Source organism: Streptomyces sp. NPDC003691 (assembly GCF_053981115.1).
Map to the genome: position 1 here is coordinate 1 of NZ_JBSFNQ010000119.1, position 18,417 is coordinate 18,417.

14 protein-coding genes and 1 pseudogene are annotated in these 18,417 nt (G+C 73.9%); 11 read left to right on the forward strand and 4 right to left on the reverse strand.

The features are described from left to right. Positions 1 to 101: 101 nt before the first annotated feature. A complete protein-coding gene (locus ACWDR0_RS31745) occupies positions 102 to 767 on the reverse strand; it encodes a lysophospholipid acyltransferase family protein (RefSeq protein WP_456355286.1) in 666 nt (221 codons plus the stop codon). Positions 768 to 1,120: 353 nt separating this feature from the next. Between ACWDR0_RS31745 and ACWDR0_RS31750 the strand changes: the two genes are divergently transcribed. The 3 genes from ACWDR0_RS31750 to ACWDR0_RS31760 all read left to right on the forward strand — a co-directional run bounded on the left by ACWDR0_RS31750 (position 1,121) and on the right by ACWDR0_RS31760 (position 3,518). Continuing rightward, on the forward strand, positions 1,121 to 2,302 hold the full coding sequence (locus ACWDR0_RS31750) for a glycerophosphodiester phosphodiesterase (protein WP_456355273.1): 1,182 nt from the start codon (positions 1,121 to 1,123) through the stop codon (positions 2,300 to 2,302). A gap of 89 nt (positions 2,303 to 2,391) precedes the next feature. Beyond that, complete coding sequence (locus ACWDR0_RS31755; protein WP_456355274.1) at positions 2,392 to 2,976, forward strand: sigma-70 family RNA polymerase sigma factor; 585 nt, start codon at positions 2,392 to 2,394, stop codon at positions 2,974 to 2,976. 38 nt (positions 2,977 to 3,014) lie between these two features. Continuing rightward, a complete protein-coding gene (locus ACWDR0_RS31760; protein WP_456355275.1) occupies positions 3,015 to 3,518 on the forward strand; it encodes a GNAT family N-acetyltransferase in 504 nt (167 codons plus the stop codon). A gap of 83 nt (positions 3,519 to 3,601) precedes the next feature. On the opposite strand, the gene ACWDR0_RS31765 is transcribed toward ACWDR0_RS31760, so the two are convergent. Beyond that, positions 3,602 to 4,123, reverse strand: coding sequence for a hypothetical protein (locus ACWDR0_RS31765; RefSeq protein WP_456355276.1), 522 nt, complete (start codon positions 4,121 to 4,123; stop codon positions 3,602 to 3,604). Positions 4,124 to 4,125: 2 nt separating this feature from the next. Then, positions 4,126 to 4,485 carry a hypothetical protein gene (locus ACWDR0_RS31770; RefSeq protein WP_456355277.1) on the reverse strand — a complete coding sequence of 120 codons (360 nt, stop codon included), beginning with the start codon at positions 4,483 to 4,485 and terminating at the stop codon, positions 4,126 to 4,128. Between the two features lie 718 nt (positions 4,486 to 5,203). Here ACWDR0_RS31770 and ACWDR0_RS31775 point away from each other — a divergent pair. From ACWDR0_RS31775 to ACWDR0_RS31810, 8 genes are all read left to right on the forward strand, one after another. Further along, entirely contained in the window at positions 5,204 to 6,313 is a 1,110-nt protein-coding gene (locus ACWDR0_RS31775; RefSeq protein WP_456355278.1) for a methionine ABC transporter ATP-binding protein, read from the forward strand. Further along, positions 6,310 to 7,110 carry a methionine ABC transporter permease gene (locus tag ACWDR0_RS31780; RefSeq protein WP_456355279.1) on the forward strand — a complete coding sequence of 267 codons (801 nt, stop codon included), beginning with the start codon at positions 6,310 to 6,312 and terminating at the stop codon, positions 7,108 to 7,110. The genes ACWDR0_RS31775 and ACWDR0_RS31780 overlap by 4 nt, the downstream gene beginning before the upstream one ends. Before the next feature lie 111 nt (positions 7,111 to 7,221). Further along, positions 7,222 to 8,061: a MetQ/NlpA family ABC transporter substrate-binding protein gene (locus tag ACWDR0_RS31785; protein WP_456355280.1), complete on the forward strand. Its 840-nt coding sequence runs from the start codon at positions 7,222 to 7,224 to the stop codon at positions 8,059 to 8,061. Positions 8,062 to 8,270: 209 nt separating this feature from the next. After that, positions 8,271 to 8,906, forward strand: coding sequence for a GNAT family N-acetyltransferase (locus ACWDR0_RS31790; RefSeq protein WP_456355281.1), 636 nt, complete (start codon positions 8,271 to 8,273; stop codon positions 8,904 to 8,906). Between the two features lie 228 nt (positions 8,907 to 9,134). Beyond that, positions 9,135 to 10,466, forward strand: coding sequence for a precorrin-6y C5,15-methyltransferase (decarboxylating) subunit CbiE (gene cbiE / locus ACWDR0_RS31795; RefSeq protein ID WP_456355282.1), 1,332 nt, complete (start codon positions 9,135 to 9,137; stop codon positions 10,464 to 10,466). Positions 10,467 to 10,813: 347 nt separating this feature from the next. After that, positions 10,814 to 14,884 (forward strand): nicotinate-nucleotide--dimethylbenzimidazole phosphoribosyltransferase, encoded by a 4,071-nt coding sequence (gene cobT, locus ACWDR0_RS31800; protein ID WP_456355283.1) that lies wholly within the window; start codon positions 10,814 to 10,816, stop codon positions 14,882 to 14,884. Positions 14,885 to 15,401: 517 nt separating this feature from the next. After that, positions 15,402 to 16,670 (forward strand): uroporphyrinogen-III C-methyltransferase, encoded by a 1,269-nt coding sequence (gene cobA, locus ACWDR0_RS31805; protein ID WP_456355284.1) that lies wholly within the window; start codon positions 15,402 to 15,404, stop codon positions 16,668 to 16,670. A 54-nt stretch (positions 16,671 to 16,724) separates the two neighbouring features. After that, entirely contained in the window at positions 16,725 to 17,543 is an 819-nt protein-coding gene (locus tag ACWDR0_RS31810; RefSeq protein ID WP_456355285.1) for a TrmH family RNA methyltransferase, read from the forward strand. Positions 17,544 to 17,621: 78 nt separating this feature from the next. Here ACWDR0_RS31810 and ACWDR0_RS31815 read toward each other — a convergent pair. Further along, positions 17,622 to 18,417, reverse strand: a pseudogene (locus ACWDR0_RS31815) (AAA family ATPase); the annotation flags it as partial.

The window sequence follows — 18,417 nt, forward strand, 5'->3', positions numbered from 1 at the left end:
GGCCAACAACACCCACGAGGTCGCCATCACGCCGGCGCCGGCCGGGCGGTGAGCGGGCGCATACGGGGGATGCGCCGTCCAGGGCCGTCGCGGCGGTGCGGTCAGGCGGCCTTCTTCGCCGTGGTGGCGTAGACGTCGACGTACTCCTGGCCGGAGAGCGCCATCACCTCGGCCATCACCGAATCCGTGATGGCCCGCAGGACGTACCGGTCCCGCCCCATGCCGTCGTAGCGGGAGAACTCCATCGCCTCACCGAAGCGGACGGTCACCCGGCCGGGGCGGGGCAGCCCCGAGCCGCCGGGCTGGAGCTTGTCGGTGCCGATGATGGCGAACGGCACCACGGGCGCGCCGGTCATCAGGGTGAGCCGGGCGATTCCGGGGCGGCCCCGGTAGAGCCGGCCGTCGGGGGAGCGGGTGCCCTCCGGGTAGATGCCGAAGACCTTCCCCTGTTCCAGCAGCCGGCCCCCGGTGTTGAGTGCGGCGACCCCGCCGTTGGCGCCGTCCCGGTCCACCGGGACCATGCCGACCCCGGTGAAGAACCAGGCCATCAGCCGGCCCTTGATGCCCTTCCCGGTCACGTACTCGTCTTTGCCGATGAAGTACACCGGCCGGGAACAGACCAGCGGCAGCACCATCGAGTCGATGAACGTGAGGTGGTTGCCGGCCAGGATGACCGGCCCGGAGCCGGGAATGTTGTCGGCGCCTTCCACACGCGGCCGGAACATCAGGCGGAGGAACGGTCCGAGGACGGCCTTGATGAGCGACAAGCGGGACAACGGGGGCCTCCGGCGGTGACCTTGGTTCGGTGTCGGATCGAGTGGCTGATCGGGTGGCGGTGCTGCTGTCGGTGCTGTTGTCGGCGCGCGTGCCCGTGCGGTCCGCGCAGGTGAGGACGATACTCGCGGCTCGGCCCTCCCCGCACGTCGGGTTCACGGACTCGATACACACCGATACTCCGTGTTGACATGTGTTCGACCGCTGTTCGCCGGGGGGCCGCCGTCCGTACCGGGGGGCTCCTTAGCGTCGGGCCGTCGGCCACCGGGCAGGTAACCGTGGGAAACGGGCGGGTACGGGCTCCGGGCAGCGGGCGACGGACACCGACGAGTACGGAGGAGAGCCGATGACACAGGGCGCGTGGACGGGACCCGGACGGCGTACGGTCCTGGGGGCGGCGGCCCTCGGCGCGGCGGCCGCCGGGGCGGGTGCGACGGCCGGTCCGGCGCACGCCGCCGGAGACCGCCCGGCGGGCCGGGCCCGGGGCGGTTACCGGGATCTCCCGTACCCCACGGTCATCGCCCACCGGGGCGCCAGCGGCTACCGCCCCGAGCACACCATCGGGGCCTACCAGCTGGCCCTGGACATGGGGGCGCATGTGATCGAACAGGATCTGGTGCCCACCCGGGACGGGCATCTGGTCTGCCGCCACGAGAACGACATCACCGGGACGACCGATGTCGCGGCCCGCCCCGAGTTCGCCGCCCGCCGCACCACCAAGACCGTCGACGGTACGGCGATGACCGGCTGGTTCACCGAGGACTTCACCCTGGCCGAGCTGAGGACGCTGCGGGCGACCGAGCGGATCCCGGGCGTCCGGCCGGACAACACGCTCTACGACGGCCGCTGGACGGTGCCCACCTTCGAGGAGGTACTGCGGTGGGCGGACCGGGAAGGCCGCCGCCGGGGACGGCCGGTATGGCTGCACGCCGAGACCAAGCACCCCACGTACTTCCGGAAACTCGGCCTGGGCCTGGAGGAGCCGCTGGCGAAGCTGCTGCGCCGGTACGGCAGGGACGACCGCGACGCACCGGTGTTCCTCCAGTCGTTCGAGCCGGGCAGCATGCAGCGGATGGCCCGGCTGGTGGACACGCCGCGGGTGGTGCTGCTCTCCGGCGCCGGGACCCGGCCGTGGGACTTCACCGAGGCGGGCGATCCGCGCACGGTGGCGGACCTGGTCACCCCGCAGGGGCTGAAGTGGATCGCCTCGTACGCCCAGGGCATCGGCCCCACCCTGGACCTGGTCATTCCGCGGGGCCCGGACGGCAGGCTGGGCGCACCGACGACGCTGGTCCGGGACGCCCACCGCCGCGGCCTGATCCTCCACCCGTACACCCTGCGGAACGAGAACACCTTCCTGCCGGCCGACTTCCGGCGGGACCGCGACGGCGCGCCGGGCGTGGATCCCCATGCCTACGGCGACGTCTTCGGCGCCTACCGCCGCTACTTCGCCACCGGGATCGACGGCATCTTCACCGACCACCCGGACACGGCCCTGCTGGCCGCGGCCGACGCCGTACGCGACTGACGGCGCGCCGGGGCGGGGGAGCTGCTCCGTACGGGTGAGAATCGCCCGCACGGGGCAACCCGGCCCGCCGGGGGCGCGTCCCGGCCGGTATGACGCGTCGCGCCGGCCGGGTCCCGGGCACACCGGCGGAGGAGGCGGTCGCCGTACTCGGTCCGCTGGTGGCCGCGGAGACGGCGGCCGAGGCCCCCGGGGCGGCGGCCGACGCCCGGGATCTGGAACAGGCCGTCTGGGTGAGGCTGTTCGAACGGCTCGGCCGTTCGGATCCGCCGGGCGACCCCGCCCGCTGGGTACGGACCGCGGTACGGGCCGAGGCGCGGCGGGCCCGCCGCCGGGCGGCCAGGGAACGGCCCTTCACCGAGGGAGTCCGCCCCCGCCCCGGGGCGGCGGCGGGGTCCGCAGAGGGCGCCGAGAGCACGGAGAGCGCGGAGCGTACGGCCCTGCGGGCGGAGACCCGCCGTACCCTCCGGTCGGCGGTCGCCCGTACGCCGGGTGACTGTCCGAGACTGCTTTCTGCGATGTTGTCGCCCCAAGACCCCACATACCGTGAAATCGCAGGAGAGTTGAATATCTCACAGGGAAGTCTAGGGCCGATGCGTTCCCGTTGCCTGGGATGTCTGCGCAGAATGCTCCCGGCGGAGGTTGCGGCTCCTGAACATGGGGGAAAGGAGCGTTAGACAACCGGTAGGGACAGGTGAGCGGGAGGCATGCGCGCATGGGCATGAGCGTGACCATCTCAGCGGCGACGGCGCAGGACGCGGAGCAGATCCTCAAGCTCCAGTACCTCTGCTACCAGTCCGAGGCGGAGATCTACGGCGACTACGCCATCGAACCGCTCACCCAGTCGCTGGACGGGGTACGGGCCGAGCTGGGCCAGGGGCATGCGCTGGTCGCCCGGCTGGGTGACGAGGTGGTGGCTTCGGTGCGGGGCTGGATCGACGAGAGCGGCACGGTCCAGATCTCAAAGCTGATCGTGCATCCGCGCATGCAGCGCCACGGACTGGGCGGCCGGCTGCTGGCCGCCATCGAGGGCCACTTCACGGGTGCGCCCGCCGCGAAGAAGTTCCAGCTGTTCACCGGCCACCGCAGCGAGGGCAATCTGCGGCTCTACCGCAGCCACGGCTATGTGCCGGTGGCCCGCGAGGAGGTCGGGCCCCGGCTGACCCTGGTGACGCTGGAGAAGGAAGCGGCCGCCGGGACGTTCGTCACCAGCGCCTGAGCCGGACCGCGGGATCCCGCCGGGCCCGGCGGGATCCGGGCGCGGCCGCCGTGCGGGGGCGCGGGCGGTGCCCGTCGGGCTCGTCAGGCCGCTGCGGTGCCCGCCGTACGCGAACGGCGCAGCCAGAGCAGTCCGGTGACCGGCAGCAGCACGGGCAGGAAGACATAGCCCCAGCCGTAGCCGGACCAGACCGTCGAGTCCGGGAAGGCCGACGGGTCGAGCACGGTCCAGGTGCCGACGACCAGCACGCCGGCCAGCTCGACCGCACAGCACACCAGCCCCGCCTTGCGGGCGGTCTCCCCGCCGCGGACGAGGGTGTAGGTGATGAACACGTACACCGCGGCGGCGGCGGCCGACAGCCCGTGGGCGAGCGGCGCCCGGTCGAAGTCGGTGAGGATATGGAACAGGGAGCGCGATACGGCGCCCACCGACATCACGCCGTACAGCCAGACGAGCAGCAGCCCGGGGCCCTTGACCAGCCGGGTGTCCGGGGCGGCTCCGGCGGGCTTGCCTTCCGCGGCCGCGACGGGGGTGCTCGCCGCGGCCGCCTCGGCTCCGCCGCCGGTGGTGGTCCGGTCTCCGGTGCCGGTGGTGGGCTCGGTCATCGTCAGCCTCCCCAGATGTCGTACAGCCGTACTTCGAGGACCGCGAGGAGGACTCCTCCGGCGGCCACCGTCGCCGAACCCCAGCGGGTCCGCTCGGCCAGCGACAGCACGGCCGCGGACGGTACGGTCGCGAACGCGCCGATCAGATAGGCGACGAAGATCGTGGTGCCCTGCGCCGGTTCCTTCCCGCCCGCCAGCTCCGCGATGCCCACCACCAGCTGGGCCAGTGCCAGCAGGGTCACCACGGCCATTCCGGCGAAGTGCCAGTCCTTGGTGGGCTGGTCGCGGTAGGCGGCATAGCCGCACCAGGCGGCGAGGGCGAGCGCGGCGACGGAGATCGCGACCGTGAGGGCGTCGAGCATGGCCACGAGCGTATTACGGAGCGCCCGGCCGGCCGCGGGCGGCCCCGGGGTTCCGGACCGGCGAGACGGCCCCCGCGATGGCTCCCGCGACGGCCCTGCGATGGTCCTCGCGCGGGGGCCGGATCGTGGCCTTGACCACAGCGTCCGGCCGTCGCGAACCGGCCGCGCTCCCCTCCGCACTCCTGGGGGATTCGGTGAATACGCAGGTCAGGGGTGCAGCCCCGGAAAGCGGAGCGGTCGGCGCGGCGCACTGATGACCGAGCCAAGGTGTCCGCTATTCGGACGCGGGGTTGTCCGCGGAAACCCGTCTGCTTTACTTACCGCCATGACCACGACGAGCTACCGCAGCCCTGCGACCGAGGCGGACACCACGCCCGGTGCTCGTTGTCTGTGTCGAATGTGCGCCTTCTGAGGGCCCCCGAACCGTACCTCGCGCCCCGAAGTGAGAGACCGCGCAGCCGACGAGATGCTCCCCTGATCCGGACCCGGCTGCCCCGGTAACCCCGCGACCCCTTCCGTAACGCCTCCGCGACGGGCCTCCTACCCGAGACCCCCGCGTCATGGCGCCGGAGGGCCGCGCGCGGCAGCGCCCTGACCCGGCTCCCCTGCCCCGCGCCCGGCACGGCGGCGGTTTCCGGCCGGTCCGACGGTATCGACGACAAAAGCCCGTGCCCGGCGACGACCTTGCCGCGCACTCGACAGTGACGGACGAAACCCAGTGATCACCACAACGGGCCTCACCAAGGTCTACCGCTCGCGAGGACGCGAGGTCACCGCCCTGGACGGCGTCGACCTCCATGTCAGGGAAGGCGAGGTGTACGGCGTCATCGGGCAGAGCGGCGCCGGGAAGTCCTCCCTGATCCGCTGCGTCAACCTGCTGGAGCGCCCGACCTCCGGCACCGTGACCGTGGACGGCGCCGAGCTGACCGCCCTGGCCGGAAAAGGCCCCCGGGCGGGCCGGGAGCTGCGCGCGGCCCGGAGCCGGATCGGCATGGTCTTCCAGCACTTCAACCTGCTGTCGTCGCGCACCGTCCAGAGCAATGTCGAGCTGCCGCTGGAGATCCTCGGACTCTCCGGGCGGGAGCGCAGCCGCAAGGCCCTCGAACTCCTCGACCTGGTCGGCCTCGCCGACAAGGCCCGGTCCTACCCCAGCCAGCTGTCCGGCGGCCAGAAGCAGCGCGTCGGTATCGCCCGCGCCCTGGCGGGCGACCCCAAGGTGCTCCTCTCCGACGAGGCCACCAGCGCCCTCGACCCGGAGACCACCCGGTCCATCCTCCAGCTGCTGCGCGATCTCAACCAGCGGCTCGGGCTGACGGTGCTGCTGATCACCCACGAGATGGACGTCGTGAAGTCGGTCTGCGACTCCGCCGCCCTGATGGAGCAGGGCCGGGTCGTCGAATCGGGCACGGTCTCCGAACTGCTGGCCACTCCCGGATCCCAGCTCGCCGCCGCGCTCTTCCCGGTCAGCGGCCGGGCCTCGGGCGACGACCGCACGGTCGTCGACGTCACCTTCCACGGCGACGCGGCCGCCCGGCCGGTGATCTCCCAGCTCTCCCGCACCTACAACATCGACATCTCGATCCTCGGCGCCGCGATGGACACCGTCGGCGGCCGGCAGGTCGGCCGGATGCGGATCGAGCTGCCCGGCCGGTTCGAGGAGAACGTCGTCCCCATCGGCTTCCTGCGCGAGCAGGGGCTCCAGGTCGACGTGGCCACCGGCGCCGACTCCGGCCCGGACACCGTGCCCGCCACCGCCACCGCCACCGCCACCGCCACCGCCTCCGCTTCCGATTCCGCTCCGAACCTGGTGAAGGACGGTGCCCAGTGACCTGGTCCGAGATGCAGCCCCTGCTGGAGCAGGCGAGCTGGGACACGCTCTACATGGTCGGCTGGTCCGCCCTGATCGCGGTCGCCGCCGGACTGCCGCTCGGTATCGTCCTCGTCCTCACCGACAAGGGCGGTCTGCTCGCCAGCTCCGTCGCCAACAAGGTGATCGGCCAGATCGTCAACGTCACCCGCTCGATGCCGTTCATCATCCTGATGGTCGCCCTGCTGCCGTTCACCAAGGCGGTCACCGGCACCACCATCGGCCGTGAGGGCGCCATCGTCCCGCTGGCCATCGGCGCGATCCCGTTCTTCGCCCGGCTGGTCGAGACCTCCGTACGCGAGGTCGACGGCGGACTGGTCGAAGCCGTGCAGTCGATGGGCGGCAGCACCTGGACCGTGGTCCGCAAGGTCCTCGTCCCGGAATCCCTGCCGTCCCTCGTCTCGGGCGCCACCACCACCGTCGTCGCCCTCATCGGCTACTCCGCGATGGCCGGCACGGTCGGCGCGGGCGGACTCGGCGACATCGCCATCCGCTACGGCTACCAGCGCTTCGAGACCGAGATGATGTGGATCACCGTCGGTGTGCTGGCCGCGGTCATCGCCGTCATCCAGTTCGCCGGCGACTACACCGCCCTGGCCCTGCACCGCCGCGGCCGCGGCGGCCCGGCCCCCCGGCTCCGGCTGCTGAAGACCTCCCGGGCCGCGGACGCCGTCGCCGTCGCGAACACCACCGCCGCCCTGGACGCGACGGGCGCGGCCGCCGCGACGAACCCGCCGCGGCCGGCCCGGGCCGACTGAGCCGTACGGCCCCGGCCCCGCCGGACCCCGCACCCGGCACCCCACGACTTCCCCTCCCGCGACCCGTCCGGGTCCGCACCACCGCACCACCCATGGAGAAAGGCACTTTTCGTGCGTAACACTGCCAAGATCACGACCGCTGTCCTCGCCGCCGGAGCGCTCACCCTCGGGCTGACCGCCTGCGGCAAGGACGACGCCAACAAGACCGGCGCCGGGGCCGACCCGGCCAAGCCGCTGGTCGTCGCCGCCAGCTCCGTCCCGCACGCCGAGATCCTCGGCTTCGTCAAGGACGAACTGGCCGCCAAGGAAGACCTCAAGCTGGAGGTCAGGGAGTTCGCCGACTACGTCACGCCCAACACCGCCACCCAGAGCGGCGAGGTCGGCGCCAACTTCTTCCAGCACAAGCCCTACCTGGACGACTTCAACAAGAAGAACAAGACGACCATCGTGCCGGTCGCCACCGTCCACCTGGAGCCGCTGGGCCTCTACTCCAAGAAGGTCGACAAGATCGCCGACCTCAAGGACGGCGCCACCATCGCGCTGCCCAACGACACCACCAACGAGGCCCGCGCGCTGAAGCTGCTGGAGCAGAACGGCCTGATCAAGCTGAAGCCGGGCGCGGGCAACGAGGCCACGCCGAAGGACATCGCCGAGAACCCGAAGAAGTTCACCTTCAAGGAGCTGGAGGCCGCGGCCGTGCCGCGGGCCCTCGGTGATGTGGACGCGGCCGTGATCAACGGCAACTACGCGGTGCAGACCAAGCTCAGCCCCAAGAACGACTCGCTCGTCCTGGAGTCCGCCGAGAACAACCCGTACGGCAACTTCCTGGCGGTCAAGGAGGGCAGCGAGAAGGACCCGCGCGTGGTCAAGCTCGCCAAGCTGCTCACCACGCCCGAGGTGAAGAAGTTCATCGAGGACAAGTACGACGGCTCGGTCATCCCCGCGTTCTGACCGTCCCCGCCGCTGCCGCCGGCCCGGCCCGGCGGCCCGCCGTCCGGCACTCCGCCCCGTACCCCCGCCGTGGGGTACGGGGCTCCGGCCGTTTCGCGCGACGGCCCGCCGCCCCCGCGGTGCCACCCGCCCGGCCCATGCTGCATGCTGGGCCTTTCGGCAGGCCACTGGTCGCCTGTTCCCCACAGGCCATGGTTACGGAGCGGCGCATGACTACCACCTTTCCGGACGTGTCCATCAGCACGGAGCGGTTGGTGCTGCGCCCCTTCGAGGAGGCCGATGTCCCGGCGTACACCGAGATGATGAACGACGAGACGGTGACCGCCTGGACGCCCGTACCGCACCCGTTCACCAGGGCCGACGCCGAGCGGTGGGTACGCGAGATAGCGCCCGCGCAGCGCACCTCGGGCCGCGGTATCGCCTTCGCCGTCACCGAGTTCCTCACCCAGCGGCTGGTGGGGACGGTCCGGCTCAAGAACACCGACTGGCGGCTGCGCGCCACCGAGGCCGCGTACGCCACCGCGCCCTGGGCACGCGGCGAGGGCTATGCCACCGAATCCCTGCTCGCCGTCGCCAAATGGCTCTTCCGGGACCGCGGATTCGAACGCCTGGAACTCCGCACCGCCGCCGACAACACCGCCTCCCAGCAGGTCGCCCAGAAGATCGGCGGGATCAGCGAGGGCGTGCTGCGCAACGCGTGGCTGGCCCGGAACCGGGCCGCCGACGGCACCTGGACCGAGGTGCGCACCGATCTGATCGTCTGGAGCCTGCTGCCCGAGGACCTCGACGGCGTCGCGGACGGATCGGCGGAATCCGGCTACACCTCGTACCCCGACTGGAGCTGAGCCCGGCCTGCCCGGGGCGGCCCACAGGGGTCTCCGGCGGCCCGGTCGCGTATGCCGCGAACCGGCCGGAACCGGATCGTCCGGTGGACGGCCGTACGCCCAGCTGATTCAGTGTCCGAACCGGTTCCGCGGGGTATCCCCGGCCTGAGCGCCCCGGCCCGGCCCCGCGTCCGGCGCGGCCCCGGAGTTCCACCCCCACCTGCGACGAATCCAGGGAGACTGACGACCATGGCCGACCGCGTCACGGTGATCGGCTGGGACGGCTCGCCCCTCACCGCCGCGGCCCGCTCCGCGCTCGGGGCCGCCACACTGGTCGCCGGCGCCGCCCATCACCTCGCGCTCCCCGAGGTCCCCGCGAACGCCGAGCGGATCCGGCTGGGCAGCGTGGGGCTCGCCGCCCGCCGGATCGCCGGACACCGCGGCAGCGCCGTGGTGCTCGCCGACGGCGACCCGGGCTTCTTCGGAGTGGTCCGCACCCTGCGCGCCCCCGAACACGGCCTGGAGGTCGAGGTGGTGCCCGCGGTCTCCTCGGTCGCCGCCGCCTTCGCCCGGGCCGGGATGCCCTGGGACGACGCCCGGATCGTGGTCGCCCACCCCCGTACGCTGCGGCGCGCGGTCAACGTCTGCCGGGCCCACCCCAAGGTCGCCGTACTGACCTCCCCGGGCGCCGGACCCGCCGAACTGGCCCTGCTGCTCGACGGGGTCCACCGCACCTTCGTGATCTGCGAGGAACTGGGCACCGAACGGGAACGGGTCACCGTCGTCACCTCCGACAAGGCGGCCGACCACATGTGGCGGGACCCCAACGTGGTCGTGGTGGTGGGCGGGACGGTCGGCGGACCGGCCGCCGACGGGAGCTGGATCGCGGGCCGGGAGCCCGGATTCCCCGCCGCGGACCGCGGCTGGGCGCTCCCCGCCGGGTCCGCCCCGGACCCCGCCGCACCCTCCGGTTCGGCTTCCGGTTCTGCCGCCGGTGCCGGTGCCGGTGCCGGTGCCGGTGTCGCCGGGAGTACGGGTACGGGACCGGGCGGCGGCGCGGACGGCGAGGGGCACGAGGGCGCGGGCAGCTCCCTGCGCGCCCTCCAGCTGGCCCGGCTCGGCCCCCGCGAGGGCGATCTCGTCTGGGACGTCGGCTGCGGCGGCGGACCGCTCGCCGTGGACGCGGCGCGCTTCGGGGCCGCCGTGATCGCCGTCGACGCCGACCCGGCCGCCTGTGCCCGGGCCGAGGCCGCCGCCCGCCGCGCGGGCGTCCGGATGCAGACCGTCAACGGCCGTGCCCCCCAGGTACTGGAGCGGCTGCCGGAACCGGATGTCGTCCGGATCGGCGGCGGGGGCGCGGAGGTGGTCACCGCCTGTGCCGACCGCCGGCCCGAACGGATCGTCACCCATGCCGCCACCCGCGGCGAGGCGGAGACCCTCGCCACCGCCCTCGCGGCCGGTGGTTACGGGGTGGAGTGCGTCTTCGTCCAGTCGGTCGATCTGGACCCGAAGACCTGGTCGGAGCGGGAACGCGGCGTGGTTTTCCTTGTTTCGGGACGGTTGCCGGAGCGCGCCCCGTGACCATGGTTGTCGGTGGCGCGAGGTAGGCTGACCGACCGTCGTACCGCACCGGACGTGCCGTCGCTTCCTTCGGCATTGTCCGGGAACACCGGAAAACGAGTGTCGCTTTGGCTCCGGTATGTGGTACGTCGTAACCGGGGGACGCGCAACGTGGCGCAGCCCACAGCGGACCGTGGCGGATCGCACCGCCCGGCCCGCGAACGGCCGCGAGAATGCTGGAAGTCCGTGCGCCCGTCGTGCCGGGCGGTGCAAGCGCTCGTTCTCGTCAGGAGACCGGCGGGCACGCCGCTACCGGCCGCCCGGGCGGACGGACGAAGGATCACAGAGCGATGGGGCGAGGGGTACGCATGACCGACACCGGCCAGATCCCGGGCGAGGGGCTGCCGGGGAACGCGGGCGTGGTGGAGCAGCAGCCGGGCGTTCGCGCCCCTGAGGCGTACCCGCTCGTGGACCCGTCCGGCCCGGCGCAGCCCGCCGGGCGCCCCGCCGACGACGATCTCCTGCTGATGCCGGGCTCCCAGGGCGCCTGGAGCGACCCCCAGGGGACCCTGGGCGGTCAGCATCCGTCGCCCGTCCACCAGGCGGCGGCTCCGCCGGTCCAGGCCGGGCCGGCCGCCGCGCCCGTACCGCAGCAGCTTCCGCACCCCTCGGCCACGCCCGCGCAGGGCGTTCCGGTGCCGCAGGGTGTGCCGGCCGCGGCTCCCGGTCCGTACGAGGCCGTTCCGGCGGCCGTGCCCCGTCCGGCCGCCGCGGTCCCGGGGCAGGCGCAGCCGCCGCAGTCCGCTTTCGCCGGGCCGGAGTTCGCCGCGCCCACCGATCTGGGCTCCCCGGAGCAGTCCGGTCCCGCCGATCACGGCGTGACGCCGCCGCCCGGAGCGGTCACCGCTCCGGTGCCCCCCACGGACCTGGGGACCCCGGAGTCCGCGGATCCGGTCCAGGCCGGGCCGGTCATACAGCCGGGCGCGCCGACGCCCGCCGCCGGAGTGCCCCTCGCCGGGAGCCCGGTGGAGCAGGCCGTGGCCGCCGCGGGGGTTCCGGCGCAGGCACCGGGTGCCGTGGAAGGGGCCGAAGTGCCTGCCGGGGCAGCGCAAGAGAACGCGCAGGAGAACGCGCAGGCACCGGAAACCGGGGTTCCGGCGACGGGCGAGCCCGGTGCCGCCGTACCCGAGCAGTCGGAACAGCCTGTTCCGGTACCGGCTTTCGCCGCCGGATCCGCGACGCCCACTCCGCCGCCCGCGCGCCGTCCCCTGCATATGGGGCCGCCCCTGCCCGACCACACCGGCGGTGTGGTCCGTTCCCTCGCCGACCGCGGCCCCGCCGGGGTCGCGCCGCATCCGCTGACCGCGCAGCCCGACTCCGGTCCGCCGACGCTCGGCCCCGAGTATCTGGACGTACCCGCCGAGGACGAGGCGGCGGTTCTGCCCGGACCGCAGCTCGCCGAGATTCCCCCGCAGGCCGGAGCGCCCTGGGACGCCGCGGTCCCGCAGGCCGCGCCGGTGCCGGCCGCAGAAACGGTCGTCCCGCAGAGTGCGCCGGAGGAGCCCGCCGCGGAACAGACGGCGGAGAACGCGGCCGTCGCCGGGGCCACGGAGGTCGCGGAGCCTGTGCAGGCCGCCGGGGCCGTGGTGGTCACTGAGGAGCCGGCCGTGACGGCCGGAGCGGACGAGGCACCCGAAGCGGGTGAGGCCGTCGAGCAGCCCGCGGCAGCCGAGGCCGCGGAGGCCCCGGCGGAGGAGGCCGCGGCGGAGCAGGCGACTGCCGCCGGGCAGTCGGCGGCGCCCGCGGCCCCCGCGGAGACCGGGGCGCCGGAGCAGCCGGAGGGGGAGGCGGCCGGACAGTCCGCCGCCTCCGGTACCGCGGAGGCGTCCGGTGACGGGGCGGAGACGCCCGGGCAGCCCGAGGCTGCCGTCGAGCCCGCCGCAGCCGCAGCCGCAGCCGCAGCCGCGGCCGCGGCTCCGGCCGAAGGGACGACCGGGTCCGCGGAGGCGCCCGAGCCGGTCGCCTCCGAGGCCGGTGCCTCCGAGCCCGTCACCTCCGAGCCCGCGCCCGAGACCGTCGCCGCACCGGAGGCCGTGGCGTCCGAGGCCGACGCGCCCGAAGGCGGTACGCCCGGAGTGATCGCGCCCGAGGGCGTTACGGCAGGCGCCGATGGGCCCGGGACCGCCCCCGCGCCGGAGACCGGGGAAGCGGCCGCTGCGGAGCCCCTCCCGGCCCGGGAACAGTCGCCCGCGGCGCCGGGAGCCGTTCCCGTACTCCCGCAGGAAGCGTCCGGCGAGCCCGTGCCCGCCGCCGGGGCCGAGGCCGTGCCCGCGGCGGAGGCCGTCGCCGAGCCGTCGGAGCCCCCCGTAACTGAAGCCGTGCAGCCCGCCGCCGAGCCGGTGCCCGCTGCCGCGGCGGACACCGCGGCCCCGGCCGAGGCGGCGCCGCAGGAAACCTCCGAGCCGGCCGCGGCCGCCGAGCCCACGGTGGCCGAAGGCACCCCGGCCGTAGCCGGAACCGGAGCCGAGGCTGCCCCGGCGGACGTACCGGTGACCGGTACCGAGGCCGGTACGGAGACCGGAACCGGAACTGGAACCGGTACGGACGAATCCGGTGCGGAGGCCGGGACCGAGGCCGGAGCGGATGCCGAAGCCGAGGCCGGGGCCGCCCCGGAGCCCGCCCCCGATGCTCCCGCAGTGCCCGCCGGTCCGCCCGCCCCCGCCTACGACGACGCCGAGCGCGAAGCCGTACTCAAGGTCATGCGCGAGCGCCGCGACATCCGCAACGGCTTCCGCAGCGACCCCATCCCGCACGATGTGCTGCTGCGCGTCCTGGAGGCCGCGCACACCGCCCCCAGCGTCGGCCACTCCCAGCCCTGGGACTTCGTCGTCATCCGCTCCGCCGAGACGCGCACCACCATGCACGAACTCGCCCAGCGCCAGCGCGACGCCTATGCCAAGACCCTGCCCAAGGGCCGGGCCAAGCAGTTCAAGGAACTGAAGATCGAGGCCATCCTCGACACTCCGGTCAATATCGTCGTCACCGCCGATCCGACCCGCGGCGGCCGCCACACCCTCGGCCGGCACACCCAGCCGCAGATGGCCCCCTACTCCTCCGCGCTCGCCGTCGAGAACCTGTGGCTCGCCGCCCGGGCCGAGGGCCTCGGTGTCGGCTGGGTCAGCTTCTTCGACGAGCGCGAGATGGTCCGCGCCCTCGGCCTGCCGGAGCATCTGGAGGTCGTGGCGTACCTCTGCGTCGGCTATGTCGACGAGTTCCCCGAGGAGCCCGAGCTGGCCCAGGCCGGCTGGTCCAGGCGCCGTCCCCTGTCCTGGGTCGTCCACGAGGAGACGTACGGCCGCCGGGCGCTGCCCGGCGAGGAGCCGCACGACCTCCTCCAGGAGACCGTTGCCGCGATCCGGCCGCTGGACGCCAAGGCGCTCGGCGAGGCGTGGGAGCGGCAGAAGCGGATGACCAAGCCCGCGGGCGCGCTCGGCATGCTGGAGATCATCTCCGCGCAGCTCAGCGGATTGTCCCGGATGTGCCCGCCGCCGATCCCCGAGCCCGCCGCCGTCGCGATCTTCGCGGGTGACCACGGTGTCCACGCCCAGGGCGTGACGGCCTGGCCCCAGGAGGTCACCGGCCAGATGGTCGCCAACTTCCTGGGCGGGGGAGCGGTCTGCAACGCCTTCGCCAACCAGGTCGGGGCCGAGGTCTGCGTCATCGACGTCGGCGTCGCCTCCGAACTGCCCGCCCAGCCGGGGCTGCTGCCGCGCAAGGTCCGCCCGGGCACGGCCGATTTCACCACCGGCCCCGCCCTCGGCCGCGAGGACGTGCTCGCGGCCATCGAGGTCGGCGTCGAGACCGCCCGCGACCTGGTCGCGGCCGGTAACAAGGCCCTGCTCACCGGTGAGATGGGGATTGCCAACACCACCGTCTCCGCCGCGCTGATCAGCGTTTACACCGGTATCGACCCGGCGGAGATCACCGGCCGTGGCACCGGCATCAACGACGAGATGCACGCCCGGAAGGTGGACGTCGTACGGCGCGGGCTCGAACTGCACGCGCCCGACCCCGACGACCCGGTCGGCGTACTCGCCGCGATCGGCGGTCTGGAGCATGCCGCGCTCGTGGGCCTGATCCTCGGCGGAGCGTCCCTGCGCACCCCGGTCGTCCTCGACGGGGTCTCGGCGGGCGCCGCGGCCCTCGTCGCCCGGGCGATCGCCCCGGAGGCGCTCGCCGCCTGCATCGCGGGCCACCGCAGCGCGGAACCCGGTCATGTCGCCGCCCTCAACAAGCTCGGTCTGCGGCCGCTGGTCGACCTCGACCTCCGGCTGGGCGAGGGTACCGGCGCGCTGCTGGCCCTGCCGGTGATCCAGAGCGCGGCCCGCGCCATGCACGAGGTGGCGACGTTCGACTCGGCGGGCGTCACCGAGAAGTAACCCCTCCCGGGCCGGAGCCGGACCACCCGGCTTCCGGCCCGGTGCCGTACCGCCCGCCTGCCCGCGGGCGGTACGGCACCGGCACCCGGCCGGGGCGGTCCGCGCCGGCTCCGGAGCGGGGGTGGCCGCCGGTTTCTCCGGCCGCCGGGCCGGGGCTCTCCGGCCTTCGGCTGCTCCCCGCCCGCGGGAGCCTCCGGTACGGAACCCTCCGCAGCCCCGCCCGGCCCCCCGCCCCGAGCGGTCCCACCCGCTCCGGAGCAGTACCGGACCGGTGCGCTGCCGCCCCCGTGCCCGGCGCATCGCCGCGCCCGCGGCCCCGCCCCGCCCACCGCGCACCGGCCTCGCCCCGGTGACCTGCCGCGATGTGTGACCTTCGGCGTACCGCCGGGGAATCACCGCATCGTAAAGTGGCCCCGGACGCCGTCCCACCAGCGCCGCCTCAGTGCCGATGCGGTCCGGACGCCCCATTCCCGCCCGCCCCGTCATCCGCCGTGCCGCCCGAGGGAGTCGTACCCACATGTCCGAGCAGCCGCCCGCGCACTCGCACCCCGCCTACCCCGTGGGCCTGCGGCTCACCGGCCGCCGCGTCGTGGTGCTCGGCGGCGGGCAGGTCGCCCAGCGGCGGCTGCCGTCGCTGATCGCCGCCGGGGCCGATGTCGTGCTCGTCTCCCCTTCGGCCACCCCCTCCGTCGAAGCCATGGTCACCGCGGGAGAGCTCCGCTGGGAGCGGCGGCGCTACCAGGAAGGCGACCTCGAAGGCGCCTGGTACGTCGTCGTCGCCTCCTCCGACGCCGAGGCCAACGACCGCGCCTCCGCCGAGGCCGAGCGGCTGCGCGTCTGGTGCGTCCGCTCCGACGACGCGGAGGCCGCGACCGCGCTGACCCCGGCGACCGGCCGCAGCGCGGGTGTGACGGTCGCCGTGCTCAGCACCGATGTCCAGGGCCGGAATCCCCGCCGTACCGCCGCCGTCCGCGACGCCCTCGTCGAGGCGCTGCACAACGGCACCGTCACCGCCGGCCTGCCCGGTACGAGGACCTCCGGGGTCGCCCTGGTCGGCGGCGGCCCCGGCGACCCCGATCTGATCACGGTCAAGGGACGGCGGCTGCTCGCCGAGGCGGACGTCGTCATCGCCGACCGCCTCGGCCCGCGCGACCTCCTCGACGAACTGCCGCCGCATGTCGAGGTGATCGACGCGGCCAAGATCCCGTACGGCCGGTTCATGGCCCAGGAGGCCATCAACCGGGCCCTGATCGAACACGCCAAGGCGGGCAAGGCGGTCGTCCGGCTCAAGGGCGGCGACCCCTTCGTCTTCGGCCGGGGCATGGAGGAGGCCGAGGCGCTGGCCGCGGAGGGCATCGCCTGCACGGTCGTCCCCGGTATCTCCAGCTCCATCAGCGTGCCCGGAGCGGCCGGTATCCCGGTCACCCACCGCGGGGTGGCCCATGAGTTCACCGTGGTCAGCGGACATGTCGCCCCCGACGACGAGCGGTCCCTGGTCGACTGGGCGGCCCTGGCCCGGCTCCGCGGCACCCTGGTGATCCTGATGGGCGTCGACAAGATCGGCGCCATCGCCCGGGCCCTGATGGACCACGGCCGGGACGGCGCCACCCCGGTCGCCCTTGTCCAGGAGGGCACCACCGCGGCCCAGCGCCGGGTCGACGCCACCCTGGAGACCGTCGCCGCGACCGTCGCCGCCGAGGACGTCCGGCCGCCCGCCGTGATCGTCGTCGGGGAGGTCGTCGCCCTCGGCGGACACCTCGCGGGCCCGGCGGTTAACCTTCAGTAACCCGACCCCTGTCCAGGCGTTGGCACCCCTCCCTGGAGAAGGCAGTATCACCCTGTGGCTGATCTCATCACTGTCGAAGACCCCGACGACCCCCGGCTGAGCGACTACACCGGACTCACGGACGTCGAGCTGCGCCGCCGCCGCGAGCCCGCCGAGGGCCTGTTCATCGCCGAGGGCGAGAAGGTCATCCGGCGGGCGAAGGACGCCGGTTACGCGATGCGGTCGATGCTGCTGTCGGCCAAGTGGGTCGACGTCATGCGGGATGTCATCGACGAGATCCCGGCGCCGGTGTACGCGGTCAGCCCCGAGCTGGCCGAGCGCGTCACCGGCTACCACGTACACCGCGGCGCCCTCGCGTCGATGCAGCGCAAGCCCCTGCCGCCGGCCGCGGAGCTGCTCACCGGCGCCCGCAAGGTGGTCGTCATGGAGTCGGTGAACGACCACACCAACATCGGGGCGATCTTCCGCAGCGCGGCGGCGCTCGGGATGGACGCCGTCCTGCTCTCCCCGGACTGCGCCGACCCGCTGTACCGCAGGTCCGTGAAGGTCTCCATGGGCGCGGTGTTCTCCGTGCCGTACGCCCGCCTCGACACCTGGCCCCGCGGGCTGGAGACGGTACGGGAGGCCGGGTTCACGCTGCTCGCCCTCACCCCCGACGAGAAGGCCACCGCCATCGACGAGGCCGCGCCGCACCGGATCGACCGGGTCGCGCTGATGCTGGGCGCGGAGGGCGACGGGCTCTCCACCCCGGCGCTGGTCGCCGCCGACGAGTGGGTGCGCATCCCGATGGCCCACGGCGTGGACTCGCTCAATGTGGGCGCGGCGGCGGCCGTCGCCTTCTACGCCGTGGCGACGGGCCGCCCGGGCCTCTGAGTCCGCGGCCCCGCCCGCCCCGCCCGCGGCCTCGTCTCCCCGTCCGAGGCTCCGGCCCCCGGCCCCCGGCCCCTGGTCTCAGCTCCCGTCCCGGTCCCGGGTCAGGACGGCGAGCTGCCGGGTCGCCCGGGTCATCGCCACATAGCGGTCCACCGCGCCTTCGACGCCCGTCCCGAAGGACTCCGGGTCCACCACGACGACCAGGTCGAACTCCAGCCCCTTCGCCAGCTCCGGGGTCAGCGACCGGACCCGGGACGTCTCCCGGAACGAGGGATCGCCGATGACGCACACGGTGCCCTCGGCATGTTCCGCGAGCCATTCGGCGACGATCGTGTCCCGCTCCGCCACGGATCCGTGGCGTACGGGGAGTTCGCCGCCACGGACGGAGACCGGCACATTGGCGTCCGGCAGTGCCGCCCGGATCACCTGCTCCGCCTCGGCCATGACCTCCGCCGGCGTCCGGTAGTTGATGCTCAGCGAGGCCACCTCGATCCGGTGGAGCCCGATCCGCCGCAGCCGCTCCTCCCACGATTCGGTAAAGCCGTGCCGGGCCTGGGCCCGGTCCCCGACGATCGTGAAGCTCCGGGACGGACAGCGCAGCAGCAGCATCTGCCACTCCGCGTCGGTCAGCTCCTGGGCCTCGTCCACGACGATATGCGCGAAGGGTCCGGCCAGCCGGTCCTGGGTGGCGGCGGGCAGCGCGGCACCGTCGACCAGACTGTCCTGGAGGTCCTGCCCCAGCAGCATGGTCACCGCCCCTTCCCCGTCGTCGTCCGCGGCCCTGGCGCTGGCCGGAGGCGTCACCGTGATGGCGACGTCACAGGTCTTCCGGGAGATGTCGCGGCAGGGGGGCTTGGCCGCCGACGGCCGGTGC

What these genes read in the sequence shown, in the direction of transcription:
- ACWDR0_RS31750 (WP_456355273.1), top strand. Translation starts at nt 1,121, where the DNA reads ATGACACAGGGCGCGTGGACGGGACCCGGACGGCGTACGGTCCTGGGG.
- ACWDR0_RS31760 (WP_456355275.1), top strand. Translation starts at nt 3,015, where the DNA reads ATGGGCATGAGCGTGACCATCTCAGCGGCGACGGCGCAGGACGCGGAG.
- ACWDR0_RS31755 (WP_456355274.1), top strand. Translation starts at nt 2,392, where the DNA reads ATGACGCGTCGCGCCGGCCGGGTCCCGGGCACACCGGCGGAGGAGGCG.
- cbiE (WP_456355282.1), top strand. Translation starts at nt 9,135, where the DNA reads ATGGCCGACCGCGTCACGGTGATCGGCTGGGACGGCTCGCCCCTCACC.
- ACWDR0_RS31765 (WP_456355276.1), bottom strand. Translation starts at nt 4,123, where the DNA reads ATGACCGAGCCCACCACCGGCACCGGAGACCGGACCACCACCGGCGGC.
- cobT (WP_456355283.1), top strand. Translation starts at nt 10,814, where the DNA reads ATGACCGACACCGGCCAGATCCCGGGCGAGGGGCTGCCGGGGAACGCG.
- ACWDR0_RS31790 (WP_456355281.1), top strand. Translation starts at nt 8,271, where the DNA reads ATGACTACCACCTTTCCGGACGTGTCCATCAGCACGGAGCGGTTGGTG.
- ACWDR0_RS31770 (WP_456355277.1), bottom strand. Translation starts at nt 4,485, where the DNA reads ATGCTCGACGCCCTCACGGTCGCGATCTCCGTCGCCGCGCTCGCCCTC.
- cobA (WP_456355284.1), top strand. Translation starts at nt 15,402, where the DNA reads ATGTCCGAGCAGCCGCCCGCGCACTCGCACCCCGCCTACCCCGTGGGC.